We start from the raw sequence: 15,724 nt of genomic DNA, 5'->3' as shown, positions 1-15,724 counted from the left end.
TTATCCGGGACTGGAGAGACGCTTTGAGCGCGACTTTTTTCAAAGCGAGAAGTCCATGCGGCTTTTGTTTTATAAATTCAGTCCATTTAAAGCGGCTGGGAGGTATAAATATGCTAAAAACGATATTAGTTGTAGACGACGATGAAGAAATCGTAAAACTCATCACAAAGAGTTTGAAGTACGAGCAATTTGCAACACTTTCGGCATATTCTGGGAAATATGCCTTATCCGCATTAGAAGAAAATCATATTGATTTCATCGTTCTTGATATAGTGATGCCTGATATGGATGGACTTGATGTCTGCAGAAGTATCCGAAATTCTTATAATGTTCCAATTCTGTTTTTAAGTGCGCGTGATAAGGACATTGATAAAATCGTTGGGCTCGAAATAGGAGCAGACGATTACATGACCAAACCTTTTAGTATTCAGGAGCTTGTCTCCAGGATAAAGGCTCATTTCAGAAAAATGGACAGACTTTTTAAAGAGTGGGATGAACTTAGTCCCAGTAACGAAAAGGCGGATTCTCCGCTCATTCTGAACGATAAGACGTTTGAAGCATTCCTGAATAGCAGGAAGCTCGACTTGTCAACGAAGGAATTTCAGATTCTGTCTATCCTCATGCGCCACCCCAATAATGTATTGACTCGTGAGCAGATATATGAAAACGTCTGGGGAGACGAATACGGAGAAATAAATACCGTAACGGTTCATATAAAAAATATCCGTAAGAAACTTGGTCCTGAATATGACTTTATTAAAACAATATGGGGCATAGGATATAAATACACGGAAAGAGAGCAATAGTATGAAACTGAAAATAAAGCTTCCTCTTTTGTTCCTGCTGATGTTTATAATATTCATGTTTTCGATTGGAATGTACCTGAAGCTTGTCTTTGCAGTATATTCTCCTATACGCAGTTCATTGCTGGACTCGCGATATATAGCATTGCTCCTGCCCATATTTGCAATTGCCTGCATCATATTTATTATTCTAATTATCTATATTCATTTTTGCATAGAGAAACCCATTCAGCTTCTGAATACCAGGCTTGAAGAAGTAAATATTGTACATCCACTGCCTCCGCTACCTCTAAGAAGTAATGACGAGATCGGAGAACTTTATAAACACTTCAATAATATGGAGCATCGGCTTCAACTCGCGCACAAAGAGCAAACCGATATGATCGCGGCAATTGCCCACGACTTGAAAACTCCCTTGACATCTATTAATGGCTTTACTGAACTGCTGGCTATGCACAAGGATTTACCAGAAACTGAAAAGCAGGAATATTATGATTTGATTCAAAAGAAGTCAGGATATATGGTCGAACTCATCAATGATTTCTCCAGCTTCACCAAAGAAAAACTGGAGTTGGAATCTATGGTAGCTAAACCTGTAAAAGCATCAAAATTATTTGAAAACATTGCCCTTGAATATGAATATGAGTTGGCGGGATTTGACAACGAGCTTACTTGCCGCCATTCATTCACGGAAAATATATTGCTGATGATCAATGAACCGATGATACGTCGGGTTTTCGGCAACCTCTTTAGCAATGCTGTAAGATATGGAGGGAAAAATAAGCTGAAAGTGTATATGACCGGTTACCCGCTAGGACAGTATGCCTTTTTTCAAATCGAGGATAATGGAATTGGAGTGCCGGATAAGGATATATCTTCTCTGTTCCTCAAATTTTTCACTGTGGATAAATCGCGACAAATCCAAAAGGGCGGGCTGGGGCTGGGTCTTGCAAGCTGTAAATCCATTATTGAACATCATAGGGGCGAAATTGACGCCTACCCTTCCGAATATGGCGGTTTGGGGATAAGATTCAGCCTTCCCTTGGCCACACAACACTGATTTTATTTTTTGCACATTTTCTTTTACTACAGGAGTTAAAGGCTGCTGCCAGCTGTGAACACCCAGGCAGCAGCCATTTTCTGTTTTTTTAGTATTTTATAATTTTTTATATTCTCTTTATAAACATTTATTTTTCTTTTAAAGAAGCTTTATCTTTGTGTTGTAAAAATTACTTGTAGTAAAAAAACTACAATAACTAGAACTGGAAAAGGAGGATGTTACAATGTCAATTGAGTTCAGCCGTTGGCCCAATCACTACATGATGTCATATCAAGTCACCAAAGCTTTAGGTATGGCAAGCCTCGGTGCTACGGACGTCACCGAGATCTACGAGGCCTGCAAAAAAATCGACCCCGAAGACAAGGACACGTGGCACAGGGAATGGCTCATAACGGCTCAGGCATTGGAAAGACACGGCAAGGAGGCCGAAACAGCTGGAAACTGGTATACAGCACGAAACTGCTACATTCGTGCCTGCAATTACTACAGAATTGCAGAATATACGGTGATGGATGATGACACCGAGAAAATCCGTGTATTTAAAAAAGTAAATGAACTCTTCGAAGCTGCCGGGAAGTACTTCGATGTCCAACCGGAGAAGATTCAAGTCGATTACGAAGATGTCAAGCTGGATGGTTACTTCTTCTCCCCTTCCTGGATAAAAGGTCCGAAGCCGACCCTTTTTGCTCTCAACGGTGGTGACGAGTGGTCAATTGAAAACTATTTCTGGCTAGGTCCCGCTTTTATTTCGTGTGGATATAACTTTCTGGTCTATGACCAGCCTGGCACCGGCCTCTCGCTGTACGAAAAGGGAAAAGGAAGACGAGCGGACAGTGAGGCTTTCCATTCCCGAGCAATCGACTTTCTTCTAACGCGGCCAGAAGTCGATCCCGACAAGATTATCGTGCACGGTGAGAGTTTTGCGGCTTACGACTCTTTGCGATTCGCTTCGTTCGATCACAGAATTGCTGCCGTCATCTCCGACGGCGGTACGCATGCCTTTGATTGGGATGCAATGCTTAAATGGATGCCACCGAGTCTGGCCGCACATGGCATGAGAATTCTGGGGGCAAAGAGCATGGAGGACTTTGCGGGTAATCCGCGTTTTGCCTATGATCTTGAGGGGGTGCTTCACCAGATAGAATGTCCGCTTCTTGTAATGCACGGAGCGGAAGAGATATTGGTTCAGCCAAATCCGCTGACACAAGCCTTGAAAAATTATGAGCAAGCGGGTTCGAAAAACAAGACGTTCTTCCCGATAGAGGATAGACGACTTGGGGGATTAGAACACTGTCAGGTAGACAACATCAACGTGCTGCATGAGGTAGTGCTGAATTGGCTCTGCTCAATTGGACTTGGACCAGCCGCACCTCGTCCTAAGTGATTGTCAGGACGTCATTTTAAGTAAATTTGGACCATCGGAATTGATCCCATTGCGGATGATGCTGGCAGCTTCGATCTTCCGGTTGCCAGAGGCACCAAGTACTATCATGAAAAAGCAAAATTCGATATATTGAAAGATTTAGATTTCTGATGAGCTTATTCAGGAGTGTCCTACTTAGAATCCTGAATAAGCTCTCTCTTTATTGAAGAGTTGAAGACTGTGAGTATTTCCTCAAAGGAAAAAATTAGCGTAACGTCCGCCATACAAATTGAGGGACTGCACAAAAAATTTGGCGACTATATCGCATTGAATAATCTTTCGCTGGAGGTGAACCGAGGAGAGATATTTGGATTTTTAGGACTGAATGGCGCTGGAAAGACAACGACCATAAAGATGCTCTTAGCGATGCTGAAGCCGACCTCAGTTAACTCCTAAGTTAACCATTAAAATCCCAAAAAAACAAAAACGGGTGCCGTCCAACAAAGGAGAGCGCCCGCTTTGATTTTTTAGTTAATAAGCTCCCCACTTCGTTTTGCAATTTCACGGTATTTCCAACATGATCCCCGTGTCCATGGGTCAGAAGGATTACATCAGCCTGCACGTTGGCTGCTTCCAGATCGGTGTTGGAGTTGCCTGTAATAAAAGGATCAATGAGAATAATTGTGCCATGGGTTTCGATTTTTACAACGAATGTCCATGATAAGATACTTTCATTTTTCTTCCCCTTGGTCAAATCGGCGATGCCGAGTTTATTCGGATTAACGTTATGTAACGAACCATAGCCACGATATTGACTAACCTCCAATCGCTATCGAAATACTCTTAGAAATTCTTCGCAGCATTGCGAGCTTTTTCGTTTGCTTCGGCTTCGATTTGGGGAGCGCAGTCTCCCGCCGTGGACATACCTTCCACAAACTGGCTATCAAAGTCTGTTACGCCGACAAAATTTAAGACAATTTGCTTGGATAGCTTTTAGAGGATATGTTTATGGAAACAAATCGACCCAATACGTCAGTTTCGTTAAGGGGTGATGCGGATCTGCTTGCTCGGTTGGTTCGGTTTGTTGGCCACTACAAGCGGCTAATGTCGTTGTGAACAGTACCGAGACGATTAAAACAGCAGCATACCTTTTAAAACTTTTAGTGTGCTTGAACATGAACAAATCGCCCTCCTGATTATCCATAATGATGTTCATATCGTTGGAATGACGGTTTATAAAACGGCTTTATATTTGGAGGCTATCCTCAAAAGGATTGCCTCTGACCATATAAGTGCGAGTTCGAAAAAAGCTTATAGAATCTCTACAAACTCATTTCAGTGTAGAGCCCCAGTCATACGGATTACTGTGGTCGGTGTAAATACCTTTCACCACACGATAGGCATGCTTGGGTTTGCGATATTCGTTAACCAGTCCCTTGTTATTGAAGGAGCGTGCCCGGTCTCTGAAGTGCGGTTGATGGCTCAGAAGTTGGCCCCGTGTATCTGCAAATTGCCATACGTAAGTGCCGCTAATCTTCGGATCGCTTCGGAAGAGCTTCAGCGACTTGCCGAGCAAATCAGCTTGATAATCCTCGCTGAATAAGCGCGGTTCCCAGCCAGAATCTCCATATATACCAGCTCCACCAAACTCGGTCATAAGCACCGGGGTATACTCGGCTCCATACTCATTGCAACGCTCATGAAAGACTTCAAGCATCTCCTCAAACTCGACATGTCCGAAGTACCATCCACCATAATAGTTAATCCCGATGACATCGAATAGTCCAAGACAGATATCTGTCATAGGATGCATCGTGGCAAAAGTGACCAGTCTGGATTGATCCTTGCTTCGAACGAGCTCGGTCATTTTGACAGATAGATCATAAGCCTGCTGAGAACGTGTATCAATCTCGTTGTGTACAGACCAGAACAGAATTGAAGGATGGTGAAAATCTCGCTCGATCATCTCATCCATCATGGTCAATGCTCGTTCCACGAAGAGGGGATCATCTGTCTCCTTGGCGGGAAAAGCAGCGCCCCAAATCGGAACTTCGCTCCAGAAGAGGATACCTTGCTCATCAAGCAGGTCGATCCAGTACTCACTCTGGGGATAATGTGACCCGCGTACCGTGTTGCATCCCATATGTCGGATAATACCAAGTTCCTTGGTCATCAATTTGTTGGGAAAAGCGAAGCCCCATTCCGGGTGCTCTTCGTGACGATTAACGCCTTGCAGATAAAGTTCCTTGCCGTTCAGTAAAATCTTCTTGTCCCGCGTCTCCACGGTACGGAACCCGATGCGATCTGTCCTGTCGTCTTGACCCACGACTGCTCTGATCATGTATAGAGCAGGATCGTCCGTGTCCCATCGCTGGAGGTCTGACCAAGCTTGTTCGAGCACAAGTTCCGTGCTACCCTTAGCAGAAAGGTAAACGCTATCACTTTGAAACATCTCATTGTTTCGATAGAGAGCGACAGGTACTTCGACCGGTTTATCCGACATCGAGCGGAGCTTAAGTAGGATTCGGGCATCTGCACTGGAATCTCCGGTCATTTCATAGGTGATGCGCATCCCCTCAATCCAGACATCAGGCAAAAGTTGAACCTCAACGGGCCGGATGATTCCACCGTAATGAAACCAGTCTACAATATGATATGGTAACGTATTGGTCCCCAGTGTGCTGTCTGTGCGGACAATGAGTTCGTGAACACCGGAGGAGACATCTGGAATGGTAAAGTCAAAAGGAGTGAATCCACCATAATGGTACCCTAGATGCTGTCCATCCCAATACACATCGGCATGCCCCATCACGGCGTGGAACAGTAGCCGGAGATGGCTGCGATCGTCAAGGGTTACCCAGGTGCGGTACCATGCTACGCCTTCGTAGTCGTATTTTCCGAGCTCGTTATTCCAACAAGCTGGCACGGGTATACGATCAGGGTTGGAAGGGAAGTGCGTGCTCCATTTTTCAGATAAACCAACATTATTCTTGTCAAAAACAAAATCCCATAATCCGTCAAGCTGTTGGGATTTCCTAAGTCGATGCTGCTGAAACGTTCGGATCATATTCATCATCTCCATTATCTTTTTGCAATAGAACATCATTGATGGTCTGTATGTTGGGAGTGTAGCATTGGTAGCAAGAAAGCGACAATGGTAAAAACAATCTTGATCATTTGTCATAAATGATACTATTAAGGATTGAGGGACTTCTATGGACTATGCTTTGGGAAATATGGTAGTGCACATCCATTGGGTACTTGCCAAGCCGCCCCTGCCAGGATGGGAAGATATTCGGCAAACCGTATCGGGGCACACCTTTTATTACATTTACAGTGGCAAGGGAACTTTTCGTTGTGAGGAGAAGGATATAGAGGTTGGTGGGGGAACATTGGTGTATCTTTGGCCTGGGCTGCCTCTCTATATGAAATCCTCTGACGCACATCCACTCCGAATGACGATGCTACTCTTCGATTGCGCTTCGCTAATGAAAAATGAGAATAAATGGGGTACCCCAAAGCCGATTGAGCAGCTGCGGCTTCCATTTCTTATGCCTCTACAGAGTGAGCGTGCGGGCCGGATTGGGGGACAATTCCGGGAAGCGGAAAGGGAATGGGTACCTGGAGATCTTGTGCAAGAGGCCAGAGTAAAGTCAGTATGGTATCGTTTGGTACAAGAGGTACACGAGGCAGCGGAAGCAGGAGGGAGGCACAACGATGGGGACGGAATAGTAGAGGCTCTTCGTAAATTCAAAGAGAAGTTAGATACGGGATTTGCTACCGAGTTGCGGATTACCGAATTGGCGGAGCAGACGGGTTTCTCACCTGTTTATTTACGCAGAACCTTTGCATCTCGGTACGGGTGCAGTCCTAAGGAGTACTTGAATCATCTTCGTAATGAGCATGCCGTTCGCCGCCTCCGGTTCACAAGTGATTCCGTCACAGATATCGCGAGAGCCTGTGGCTATTCTGACGTATACCAGTTCAGTAAAACGTTCAAAAAGCGCAATGGTCTCCCTCCGATTGAGTACCGAAGAATGCAAGGCAATTGATACCAAGGGTGATATCATCAGATTCGCGTCTGAATTTGATCCCCAACATATGTACTTAAACGAGGACAAAGCGTAACAGGGAAGATTTAACGGAATTATTGCATCAGGAATTCAAACCCTAACATTTTCGTTCAAACTGTGGGTTGAAACAGGTGATTATGGTGATGGGGTCATTGCAGAAACAGCAATGAGCAATATCAGATTTATAAAATCTGTATATCCGGGAGACGAATTATATACACTTGTGAAGGTCACCGAACTTATGGAAAAACGCAATGAAACGAAGGCTTCGCAGTGGAATGAAGCTAATCTATCAGCTAGAGGAAACTATAGTAATACATAGCAGTTGGTCGAAACGATCTTGCACAAGGATTGTATGAGTTAGTTGTCGAGGGAAAAGAATATGGTCCCATTGAAAGTCGCTATTTTAGCGACTTTTTTGTTATGGCTTTAGCCAGTTGTGTGCGTGAAACGTGCGAAACAAAAACCACCCGCTACGCGGGTGGAGGAATCAGCGGTTTGACCACTAAGACCATTCCGATTAAATCGAGATGTTCAGATTTAGCATGAGATTCGGATAAGTACAATAATTTTCGATGTTTTTTATTTTCTTTATACAATGAGCTTATTTAAGCCGCCAAGTCAGTGCGTTTTTTAAATACTTAAATGTTTGAAAACATTCCATACAAATAACTATTATATTATTCATAATTCCACTGGTTTATGGAGCTTTTAAGGGAATTCAAGTCACACCCCTCACCCAAATCACAAATAAGGATTGAGAGAATGCACCCGATGTGATCAAAAGAACCACCTATGTTATTCATTTGACATTAGTACTATATACAACTATAATGCAGACTACAATGAGAACATACGCTCTTGCAGGCATAATACTTTAAAGGAGTGAAAAAAATGCAATTATGTCAAGGCGGTTTTGTTATTAAAAGGTTTTGAGGAGAGTTATGTTCTCTCAAGAATTCCGCACCTTTCGAGTGAAAGTGCTTATTTCATGCCCGCTGCCCTGCAGGCAGAATGGACTCCATAGAAAGGAGGTGATCCAGCTGTACCTTCCGTTACGGCACTCATTACAAATAAAGTGACTCGTTATGAACTGACACCTGAGGCAGTTGATTGCGTAGTTTTTTGCTCAAAAACAAGACACCGATACTTTCCCACATTCGTGGCATTGCGGAAAAATTTAATATCTACTGTTATTACTCCATCACTGCTTTTAGTAGAGATGTTGAACCAGGAGTTCCTTCGATTGAAAATAGCGTAGAAACACTCATCCAATTATCTAAAATTGTAGGAAGTAAAAAGGTTGCTTGGCGGTATGATCCTGTTCTGCTTACACAAGATTAAACGGTAGAACGTCATCCTGAAACCTTTAATGTCTCGCTAGTCAGCTTGCACCTTATATTGATCGTTGCATTTTTGGTTTTGTTGAAATGTATAAAAAATTGGAAGTAAACATGCCTGAACTGGAGCGCATCTCATCTGAAGATATGGATCAATTGGCACAACGGTTTGGAGCTATAGCGTCCAAATATGGTATTTACATTCAAACTTGCGGACCGAGCGAAGATTATAGCAATTACGGTATTCATGCTTCAGGTTGCATGACGCTTGAGATTCTTGGAAATGCAAATGAGACGGAATTCCGTAATTTGAAACATAAAGGTATGAGAGCAGGATGTAACTGCATTGAGAGTAGAGATATTGGTGCTTATGACACATGTGTGAGTGGCTGCAAATATTGTTATGCAAACAAGAGTCCCAAAGCTGCATCTGAAAATTATAAGCTACATGACCCGAATTCGCCATTACTGTTCGGGCATCTGAAGACAACAGATATCTTACAACAAGGAGCACAGAGGAGCTTTTTGAAAAAGAATTAATTTGACTTATGCCCGGTACCAATTGAGGCTACTTGAATGAATGTATATACAGGTGCGTATATGCAAGTGTAGTGAGGAAATCTATCTACCGGAAACAGGAGAGAAAGCAACTGCTTTCTCTCCTGTTTCCAGTTTGCTTCCGACATGGGAGATAACCTGATCTCTTCCAGCCAAGTAAAAAAAATGAAAAAAACATGCAGAAGCAGCAGCCGATCGGCTGCCGTTGTTTTAGTGTTTCGTTGTATACTGTGACCTTTATTGAAAAGGGAAAATGCCATTTACTTTACAGAATATAATTACCGATTAAAAACTTCTTTCTAGCAAGGTGCCAACTTGCGTGGCCATGACTTGCGGTGAATAGGGCATTCCATTTCGAATCCACCATTCAATAACCCCTACATAAGCAGTCCCAGCATATTGTAACATCACATCTTCGGTTAATTCCGCATTTTTTCCGCTTTCTTTGTCAATCTCCCCTTTGAACCCTTCCATGAAATAAGCAAGTAGCCGCGTTCTAAAAGATGAAGGTGTACCTTTTGATCCAGCTAGCATGGTTGAAAAAAGTAAATAATTTTTCTCAAAGTACTCGAAATATGGAACAAGAGCATCAGCCCACTCCATCTGACATGCCCACGTATCCATTTCTTTTAATTCATTAATGTGTGTTTCCATGATTTGATCTAATAAATCATATTTGTCCTGATAGTGAAGATAAATTGTACCGCGGTTTACGTTTGCCTTGTTTGCAATGTCTTGAATGGTAATGTCATCAAAGTTTTTTACAGCCATCAGTTCAATAACGGCTTTTTTTAAGGCTTCTTGTGTTTTTAGGATTCTCCGATCCACTTTAATCATCTTGTCTTTTCCCCCTGATCAACAAAATAATGAACACTTTTCCTGATGATGTTGCTATTTCAACAAATTTCGCTTTTTTAACCATTGAACTTAGGTTTCTTTTTTTATAATAATAGACATAAGTTGATAAAACAACCAGTTTTGCTTATTTGTTCTCCGTGGCATACATACCTAAAAGGGGAATTTAAATTTAAAAAAGAGGGGTGTTCACTTGGTGTTTAATAAAGAAGTGTGGATAATCATTATTAATTTCTAAATAGCTAACTGATAAAAATTCTATTCATTGGAGGTTATATATGATTAATGCTAATGCGCACGTGCTGTGTGCCGTCCATAAGATCCGCTCATTCTAACTTACAATTGAGCGCAGGGATCTTAAACCGCATGATATTCACATTGAGATCAAATATACGGGTATTTGCCACTCTGACATCCATGCTGCCCGTGGCGATTGAGGGCCAGACCAATATCCTCTCGTTCCAGGACACGAAATTGCTGGAATTGTCCGCCCAGATTGGTTTGGAAGTCACAAAGTATGCTGTTGGTGACCGAGTAGAAGTTGGCTGTATGGTTCCTGTGGAGAGTGCGAGAGTTGCCGTAGAGGAAAGGAGCAATATTGTCTTAATGGACATACGAGTAGCTATGGATTCATCGATAGATATGGACAATATACGCAGGGAGGTTATTCCAGCCATATCGTTGTAACGGAGGATTTCGTGGTTAGAATTCTAGACGGCATTAATCTTGATGTCGCCGCTGCGCCATTGGGGTGTTAATTCCGGAAAAATATAGCCGTTGTTGGACTTGGTGGACTCGGACACATGGCTGTTAGGTTCGCTTATTCTATGGGGGCAGAAGCAAACCCATAACATCTAAAGCATATGCGTTAGCTTAAAGAAAGCATTTAAACAATCATAGGAGTTAAAAGAATGAAGACCCAAAAAAATTCTTTCGGTTTTGCTCTATTATTGGCCATATTTTCGGCGTTGGGGCCGTTTACCGTCGATATGTATCTTGCATCACTTCCGCAAATCGCTGTTTTTTTTGGAACAAGCGCAACTGCGGTTCAAGCGAGTTTAACCACTAGTCTGTTAGGATTAGGGCTAGGACAGTTGATAATGGGACCTTTAAGCGACATTTATGGAAGACGCCAGCCTTTGTTGATTTCCATGATACTATATATCCTTTCCTCTATTGGATGCGTTTTTGCTCCAAGCATAGGATGGTTTATATCTTTAAGATTTATACAAGGGGTTGCTGCGTCCGCTGGACTCGTTATTTCGCGCGCTATTGTTCGAGATCGGTTTAGTGGGATTGAAATGACTAAGTTTATATCGTTGCTGACAATGATCAGCAATGTGGCACCATTAATTTCCCCTACGGCTGGAAGTACGGTTATGTCATACTGCTCTTGGTCAGGTGTATTTATATTTTTAGGGGTGCTAGGCATAGGGTTAACTGGGATTACCATATGGGGGTTAGAGGAAAGCTTACCTGTACAACAACGTATTTCAGGCAGTCCCCGTGCGTTGATAAAAAATTATATTAGCTTATTCCGAAAGCGGTCTTTTATGGGGTATGCTCTAGTCAATGGCATATTGTTCGCAGGTGTTTTTGCCTATGTTGCAGGTACCCCTTTTATTTATCAAAACATATACGGCGTGTCGCCGCAACTGTTTTCAATCCTCTTTGCGTTGAATGGCCTTGCTATTATCTTGGGATCTCAATTCGTCAAACTGCTTGCAGGCCGGGTTACGGAAAGGCGGCTGTTTTTGATCGGAATAATACTAGCGTTTTTATCTTCTGCAGCAGTCTTATTTATAGTACTAGTACATGGAGTATTATCAGCTATGTTTATTTCGATCTTCTTATTCGCTTTATCCATTGGGATCATTGGCCCCATCTCTTTTACATTAGCAATGGATTCCCAGGGGCATATTGCAGGGAGCGCGTCTGCCGTGCTCGGGACCTTACAATTTGCATTAGGTGCCGTTACGTCTCCACTTGTGGGAATTGCAGGCGAAAATTCTGCTATACCTTTTGGAATTATTATTTTTTCTACAAGTTTATTATCTATAATTACCTATATCATTCTGGTTAAAGGGATAAAAAAATTATCCGGCACCAAAAATAGCTTTGAATCCAATACTTAACCAATCGCTAGCGAACATTAAGTAGGATCTAAAATGTAAAATGTTACACTAAACAATGGTGTCGAGATGCCGATACTCGGTTTTAGCTGAGAAACATCATAAATCCGTGGATCAAGTTGCTTTACGTTGGTTGATACAAAGAGGAATTGTTGCGATTCCAATGTTTGTTCATAAGGAAAGAATTATTAAAAATTTCAATATCTTCAACTTCGAATTGAGCAGGGACGATATGGAGAGGATTGCTAAGTTGGATTCCAAAGAGAGTTTAATTTTATCTCTTCACGATCCTGAGAACGTTGAACGGCTCAGCAATATGAAATTTTATTACTAATTTTGGGGAGGTCTTATCACAAAATGCTCAAATCCAACAACACTATGTTCACGTAACAGTACCCAAATCCTTCCCATATATCGATTCAATTCCACATATAAACATATGCATATAGAATTGATTAATGGTTATAATGGCAGAGAAGTATGTGAAAAGTGTAAACTGAAAGAACTGTATTTAAGATGGTAAGTTAATTACTAGGACATATTGAATCTATTCTTAAGCACATATTGTCAACAGGGGGAAACATGGAGTTAAGAGTGCTTCGTTATTTTCTTACAGTCGCTCGTTTGGAAAGTATTACGCATGCAGCAAATGTACTACATGTAACACAGCCGACATTAAGCAGACAATTGGCTGACTTAGAAAAAAATTTAGGAACTCAATTGCTTATTCGCGGTAAAAAAAAGGTGTCATTAACGGATGCTGGCATGCTTTTACGTCAAAGGGCAGAAGAAATCCTAACGATTGCGGATAAAACAGAGAGAGAATTCAAAGATCAAAATAATCTGGTTGGAGGGACTATCTCTATAGGAAGCGTCGAATCACTAACATCGCATTATTTATTTCAAACATTAAAAGCTTTTCATGAAGAGTATCCACAGGTTAATTATTATATTTATAGCGGAACAGGGGATGATATAAAGGAAAAAATAGACAAAGGATTACTTGAAGTTGGGATTTTATTAGAGCCCATAAATATTGAAAAATACGATTTCATCAGATTGCCTCAAAAGGAACGATGGGGAATTCTAACACAGGCTTCATCCCCTCTTGCTCAAAAAGAATATGTTACTCCCAATGATCTTGTTGGAGTTCCTTTACTTCTTTCTAGTCGTCCAACAGTACAAAATGAAATTGCTAATTGGTTTGCTGATGAATATGAAAATATACATGTTCTAGCCACATACAACTTAATTTCTAACATAGTTAATTTTGTAGATAATGGTATGGGAACTGCTATTTGTATTGAAGGTGCTCTTGCGATGACAGGTTCAAAACATCTTTGCTTCAGACCATTTTTTCCAGAACTCAAATTTAGTTGTGTTATTGTTTGGAAGAAACACAAGATTTTTAACCAGGCTACTTCTCACTTAATTCAATTAATCAAGTATGCCTCACAAGCATAATAAAACATAGATTATAGGTATTGGATAAGGTTATTTATCTAGTGATATCTTAAAGGTGCAGCTTGAATGAAGCCTTTAAATATTACTGATAAATAACTTTTTTTATTTAGCGGGTAAAGTTGTTTATGTTTAATAAATAAAAGGCGTAATTCATTGTTCAACAACAAGAAGAGGGGGCATTTTCTAATGAGCAAAAAATATGAAAAATTAGCTCAGGATATTGTAGAGAAGATTGGTGGTAGTGAAAATGTATCAACACTAACTCATTGTATGACAAGGCTTAGATTCGCACTAAACCAAAATAAAAAAGCCGATCAAGACGCTATTAAAGCTTTAGATGGCGTAATTGATGCGATTGAAAGCGGTGGCCAATTTCAAGTGGTTATTGGCACCCATGTTGAAGAAGTATATGAGGAAGTGGTCAAATATATAAAACATGCAGAAAATATAGATGATAAATTATCTAATGAAAAAAATGTAAGCGTTTTTGGCAAATTAATCGATTTTATTTCAGGTACATTCAGTCCAATCGTTCCGGCTATTGCAGGCGCGGGAATGATAAAAGCGCTATTGGCTTTGCTGATCTTATTTAATGTAGTTTCAAAAGCGTCACAAACTTACTATGTAATCAATTTCATGTCGGATGCCATTTTTTATTTCTTACCCTTTTTATTAGCATATTCGGCTGCAAACAAATTAAAATGCAGCCCTGTACTGGCACTTGTGTTGGCTGGGGTATTGCTTCATCCGAATCTGGATCTATTGAGAACTGCGGGTAATAATGTTAGCGTTTTCAATATTCCATTGACACTTGTTGCTTATAGTTCATCGGTTGTTCCGATTTTATTAACCGTGTGGGCGCAATCCTACATTGAACCATTCTTTAAAAGAATCATTCCTAACGCTGTAAAAATTATTTTTGTTCCGATGTTTACCATTCTGGTTGTTGGATTTATTTCCTTAACTGCACTAGGACCGCTAGGTTCTTTCTTCGGAACATATTTGGCAATGGGGTTTGATTTTTTGGGATCGCACGGAGCATGGGTGGTCATTTTCATAATTGCAACCTTCTGGCCAATCCTTGTTATGTTTGGACTTCATCACAGTATCGTTCCGTTATCATTGGCTCAAATCACGACATTGGGATATGAAAATATCATTGGACCTGGAGCCATGATATCCAATATTTCGCAAGGTGTAGCCGCGTTGATTGTCAGTTGGAGAACAAAGGATACAGTATCCAAGCAAATCTCCACTACAAGTGGAATTACAGGTTTAATGGGAATTACAGAAGCAGCACTTTACGGTGTTAATTTACCTAAAAAATATCCTCTTGTTGCGGCTATGATTGGCTCCGCTGCTGGCGGGGTTTACGCAGGGGTTATGGAAGTTTCACGTTATGCAACAGGTTCATCAGGGCTTCCAGCTATTCCGCTTTATATTGGAGAAAACATTTGGAATTTCTATAATATACTCATCGCATTATTAATTACGACGGTTATAACTGCAGTGCTTACCTATTTTTTAACCTTAAAATATGAGAAAGAAACGTCTGAGCAGAATAAAGTCACCACAAACGATAAAATCATCACACTTAAAAATACGGTTATTACAAGTCCTATCAAAGGGGAAATGATTCCATTGAAGGATGTTCAAGATGCGGCCTTCTCCACAGAATCAATGGGAAAAGGAATTGCCATTGAGCCAAGCGAAGGAAAAGTGGTCGCTCCTTTTGATGGGAAAATTGTTTCGTTGTTTCCCAAGAAGCACGCAATCGGTTTACTCTCCGATGATGGGGTTGAAATACTCATCCATATAGGATTGAACACCGTTAAACTGAATGGGAAGTACTTTGAAGCTCATGTTGAAGAAGGTCAGAGAATTACCAAGGGACAGACACTAATCACGTTTGATTTGGAGAAAATCAGGGAGGAAGGATATGTTACCCAAACCCCGGTGATCGTTACGAATACTTACAGTTATGCTGATGTGCTAACTAATAACAGTAGTACAGTCACTGATTTTAACAATGAGTTGTTAGTCCTAATAGTGTAACCATATCAAAATTCAAGGAGT

The 15,724-nt window shown here is 41.2% G+C and carries 12 protein-coding genes and 5 pseudogenes; 13 read left to right on the top strand and 4 right to left on the bottom strand.

The features are described from left to right. Positions 1-110: 110 nt before the first annotated feature. From HFD99_RS16040 to HFD99_RS16025, 4 genes and pseudogenes are all read left to right on the top strand, one after another. Positions 111-806, top strand: coding sequence for a response regulator transcription factor (locus HFD99_RS16040; protein WP_039276033.1), 696 nt, complete (start codon positions 111-113; stop codon positions 804-806). Position 807: 1 nt separating this feature from the next. After that, positions 808-1,863, top strand: coding sequence for a HAMP domain-containing sensor histidine kinase (locus tag HFD99_RS16035; RefSeq protein ID WP_039276032.1), 1,056 nt, complete (start codon positions 808-810; stop codon positions 1,861-1,863). Between the two features lie 223 nt (positions 1,864-2,086). Continuing rightward, on the top strand, positions 2,087-3,247 hold the full coding sequence (locus HFD99_RS16030; protein ID WP_025364918.1) for an alpha/beta hydrolase family protein: 1,161 nt from the start codon (positions 2,087-2,089) through the stop codon (positions 3,245-3,247). A 219-nt stretch (positions 3,248-3,466) separates the two neighbouring features. After that, positions 3,467-3,670: pseudogene (locus HFD99_RS16025) on the top strand (ATP-binding cassette domain-containing protein); the annotation flags it as partial. A gap of 117 nt (positions 3,671-3,787) precedes the next feature. Here HFD99_RS16025 and HFD99_RS25720 read toward each other — a convergent pair. The 3 genes and pseudogenes from HFD99_RS25720 to HFD99_RS16010 all read right to left on the bottom strand — a co-directional run. Continuing rightward, a pseudogene (locus tag HFD99_RS25720) lies at positions 3,788-3,961 on the bottom strand (MBL fold metallo-hydrolase); the annotation flags it as partial. Positions 3,962-4,232: 271 nt separating this feature from the next. Further along, complete coding sequence (locus HFD99_RS16015) at positions 4,233-4,403, bottom strand: hypothetical protein (RefSeq protein WP_016820875.1); 171 nt, start codon at positions 4,401-4,403, stop codon at positions 4,233-4,235. Positions 4,404-4,556: 153 nt separating this feature from the next. Next, entirely contained in the window at positions 4,557-6,293 is a 1,737-nt protein-coding gene (locus tag HFD99_RS16010) for a glycoside hydrolase family 2 protein (RefSeq protein ID WP_123797231.1), read from the bottom strand. Positions 6,294-6,441: 148 nt separating this feature from the next. Here HFD99_RS16010 and HFD99_RS16005 point away from each other — a divergent pair, with 148 nt between their 5' ends. From HFD99_RS16005 to HFD99_RS25715, 4 genes and pseudogenes are all read left to right on the top strand, one after another. Next, positions 6,442-7,278, top strand: a complete 837-nt coding sequence (locus HFD99_RS16005) for an AraC family transcriptional regulator (protein WP_123797230.1) — start codon at positions 6,442-6,444, stop codon at positions 7,276-7,278. Continuing rightward, positions 7,235-7,558, top strand: a pseudogene (locus tag HFD99_RS16000) (MaoC/PaaZ C-terminal domain-containing protein); the annotation flags it as partial. The gene HFD99_RS16005 and the pseudogene HFD99_RS16000, both read left to right, overlap by 44 nt. An 854-nt stretch (positions 7,559-8,412) precedes the next feature. Then, a complete protein-coding gene (locus tag HFD99_RS26080; RefSeq protein ID WP_123797229.1) occupies positions 8,413-8,643 on the top strand; it encodes a DUF1848 family protein in 231 nt (76 codons plus the stop codon). A gap of 44 nt (positions 8,644-8,687) precedes the next feature. Further along, positions 8,688-9,179: pseudogene (locus HFD99_RS25715) on the top strand (DUF1848 family protein); the annotation flags it as partial. Between the two features lie 303 nt (positions 9,180-9,482). Here the strand turns inward: HFD99_RS25715 and HFD99_RS15985 are convergent. Then, entirely contained in the window at positions 9,483-10,034 is a 552-nt protein-coding gene (locus HFD99_RS15985; RefSeq protein ID WP_016820879.1) for a TetR/AcrR family transcriptional regulator, read from the bottom strand. 359 nt (positions 10,035-10,393) lie between these two features. Between HFD99_RS15985 and HFD99_RS15980 the strand changes: the two are divergent. The 5 genes and pseudogenes from HFD99_RS15980 to HFD99_RS15960 form a co-directional block, all read left to right on the top strand. After that, positions 10,394-10,891 (top strand): annotated as a pseudogene (locus HFD99_RS15980) (alcohol dehydrogenase catalytic domain-containing protein); the annotation flags it as partial. Positions 10,892-10,963: 72 nt separating this feature from the next. Next, positions 10,964-12,187, top strand: coding sequence for a multidrug effflux MFS transporter (locus tag HFD99_RS15975; protein WP_016820880.1), 1,224 nt, complete (start codon positions 10,964-10,966; stop codon positions 12,185-12,187). A gap of 55 nt (positions 12,188-12,242) precedes the next feature. Then, the gene (locus HFD99_RS15970) at positions 12,243-12,518 is read left to right on the top strand and encodes an aldo/keto reductase (protein WP_080582300.1); all 276 of its coding nucleotides are present in this window, start codon (positions 12,243-12,245) and stop codon (positions 12,516-12,518) included. A gap of 248 nt (positions 12,519-12,766) precedes the next feature. Beyond that, a complete protein-coding gene (locus HFD99_RS15965) occupies positions 12,767-13,648 on the top strand; it encodes a LysR family transcriptional regulator (protein ID WP_016820882.1) in 882 nt (293 codons plus the stop codon). 186 nt (positions 13,649-13,834) lie between these two features. Beyond that, complete coding sequence (locus HFD99_RS15960; RefSeq protein ID WP_016820883.1) at positions 13,835-15,703, top strand: beta-glucoside-specific PTS transporter subunit IIABC; 1,869 nt, start codon at positions 13,835-13,837, stop codon at positions 15,701-15,703. Positions 15,704-15,724: the final 21 nt, after the last annotated feature.

The sequence above is a fragment of the Paenibacillus sp. EKM301P genome, from assembly GCF_011800295.1.
GTDB classification, from domain to species: Bacteria; Bacillota; Bacilli; order Paenibacillales; family Paenibacillaceae; genus Paenibacillus; species Paenibacillus polymyxa.
The sequence above is the reverse complement of the archived record's forward strand: the minus strand, read 5'-3'. Positions and strand labels throughout refer to the sequence as shown.

Coding starts and splice junctions, on each gene's coding strand:
- HFD99_RS15960 (WP_016820883.1), top strand. CDS start 13,835: ATGAGCAAAAAATATGAAAAATTAGCTCAGGATATTGTAGAGAAGATT.
- HFD99_RS16005 (WP_123797230.1), top strand. CDS start 6,442: ATGGACTATGCTTTGGGAAATATGGTAGTGCACATCCATTGGGTACTT.
- HFD99_RS15965 (WP_016820882.1), top strand. CDS start 12,767: ATGGAGTTAAGAGTGCTTCGTTATTTTCTTACAGTCGCTCGTTTGGAA.
- HFD99_RS15970 (WP_080582300.1), top strand. CDS start 12,243: ATGGTGTCGAGATGCCGATACTCGGTTTTAGCTGAGAAACATCATAAA.
- HFD99_RS16035 (WP_039276032.1), top strand. CDS start 808: ATGAAACTGAAAATAAAGCTTCCTCTTTTGTTCCTGCTGATGTTTATA.
- HFD99_RS16015 (WP_016820875.1), bottom strand. CDS start 4,403: ATGTTCAAGCACACTAAAAGTTTTAAAAGGTATGCTGCTGTTTTAATC.
- HFD99_RS16040 (WP_039276033.1), top strand. CDS start 111: ATGCTAAAAACGATATTAGTTGTAGACGACGATGAAGAAATCGTAAAA.
- HFD99_RS16030 (WP_025364918.1), top strand. CDS start 2,087: ATGTCAATTGAGTTCAGCCGTTGGCCCAATCACTACATGATGTCATAT.
- HFD99_RS15975 (WP_016820880.1), top strand. CDS start 10,964: ATGAAGACCCAAAAAAATTCTTTCGGTTTTGCTCTATTATTGGCCATA.
- HFD99_RS16010 (WP_123797231.1), bottom strand. CDS start 6,293: ATGATCCGAACGTTTCAGCAGCATCGACTTAGGAAATCCCAACAGCTT.
- HFD99_RS15985 (WP_016820879.1), bottom strand. CDS start 10,034: ATGATTAAAGTGGATCGGAGAATCCTAAAAACACAAGAAGCCTTAAAA.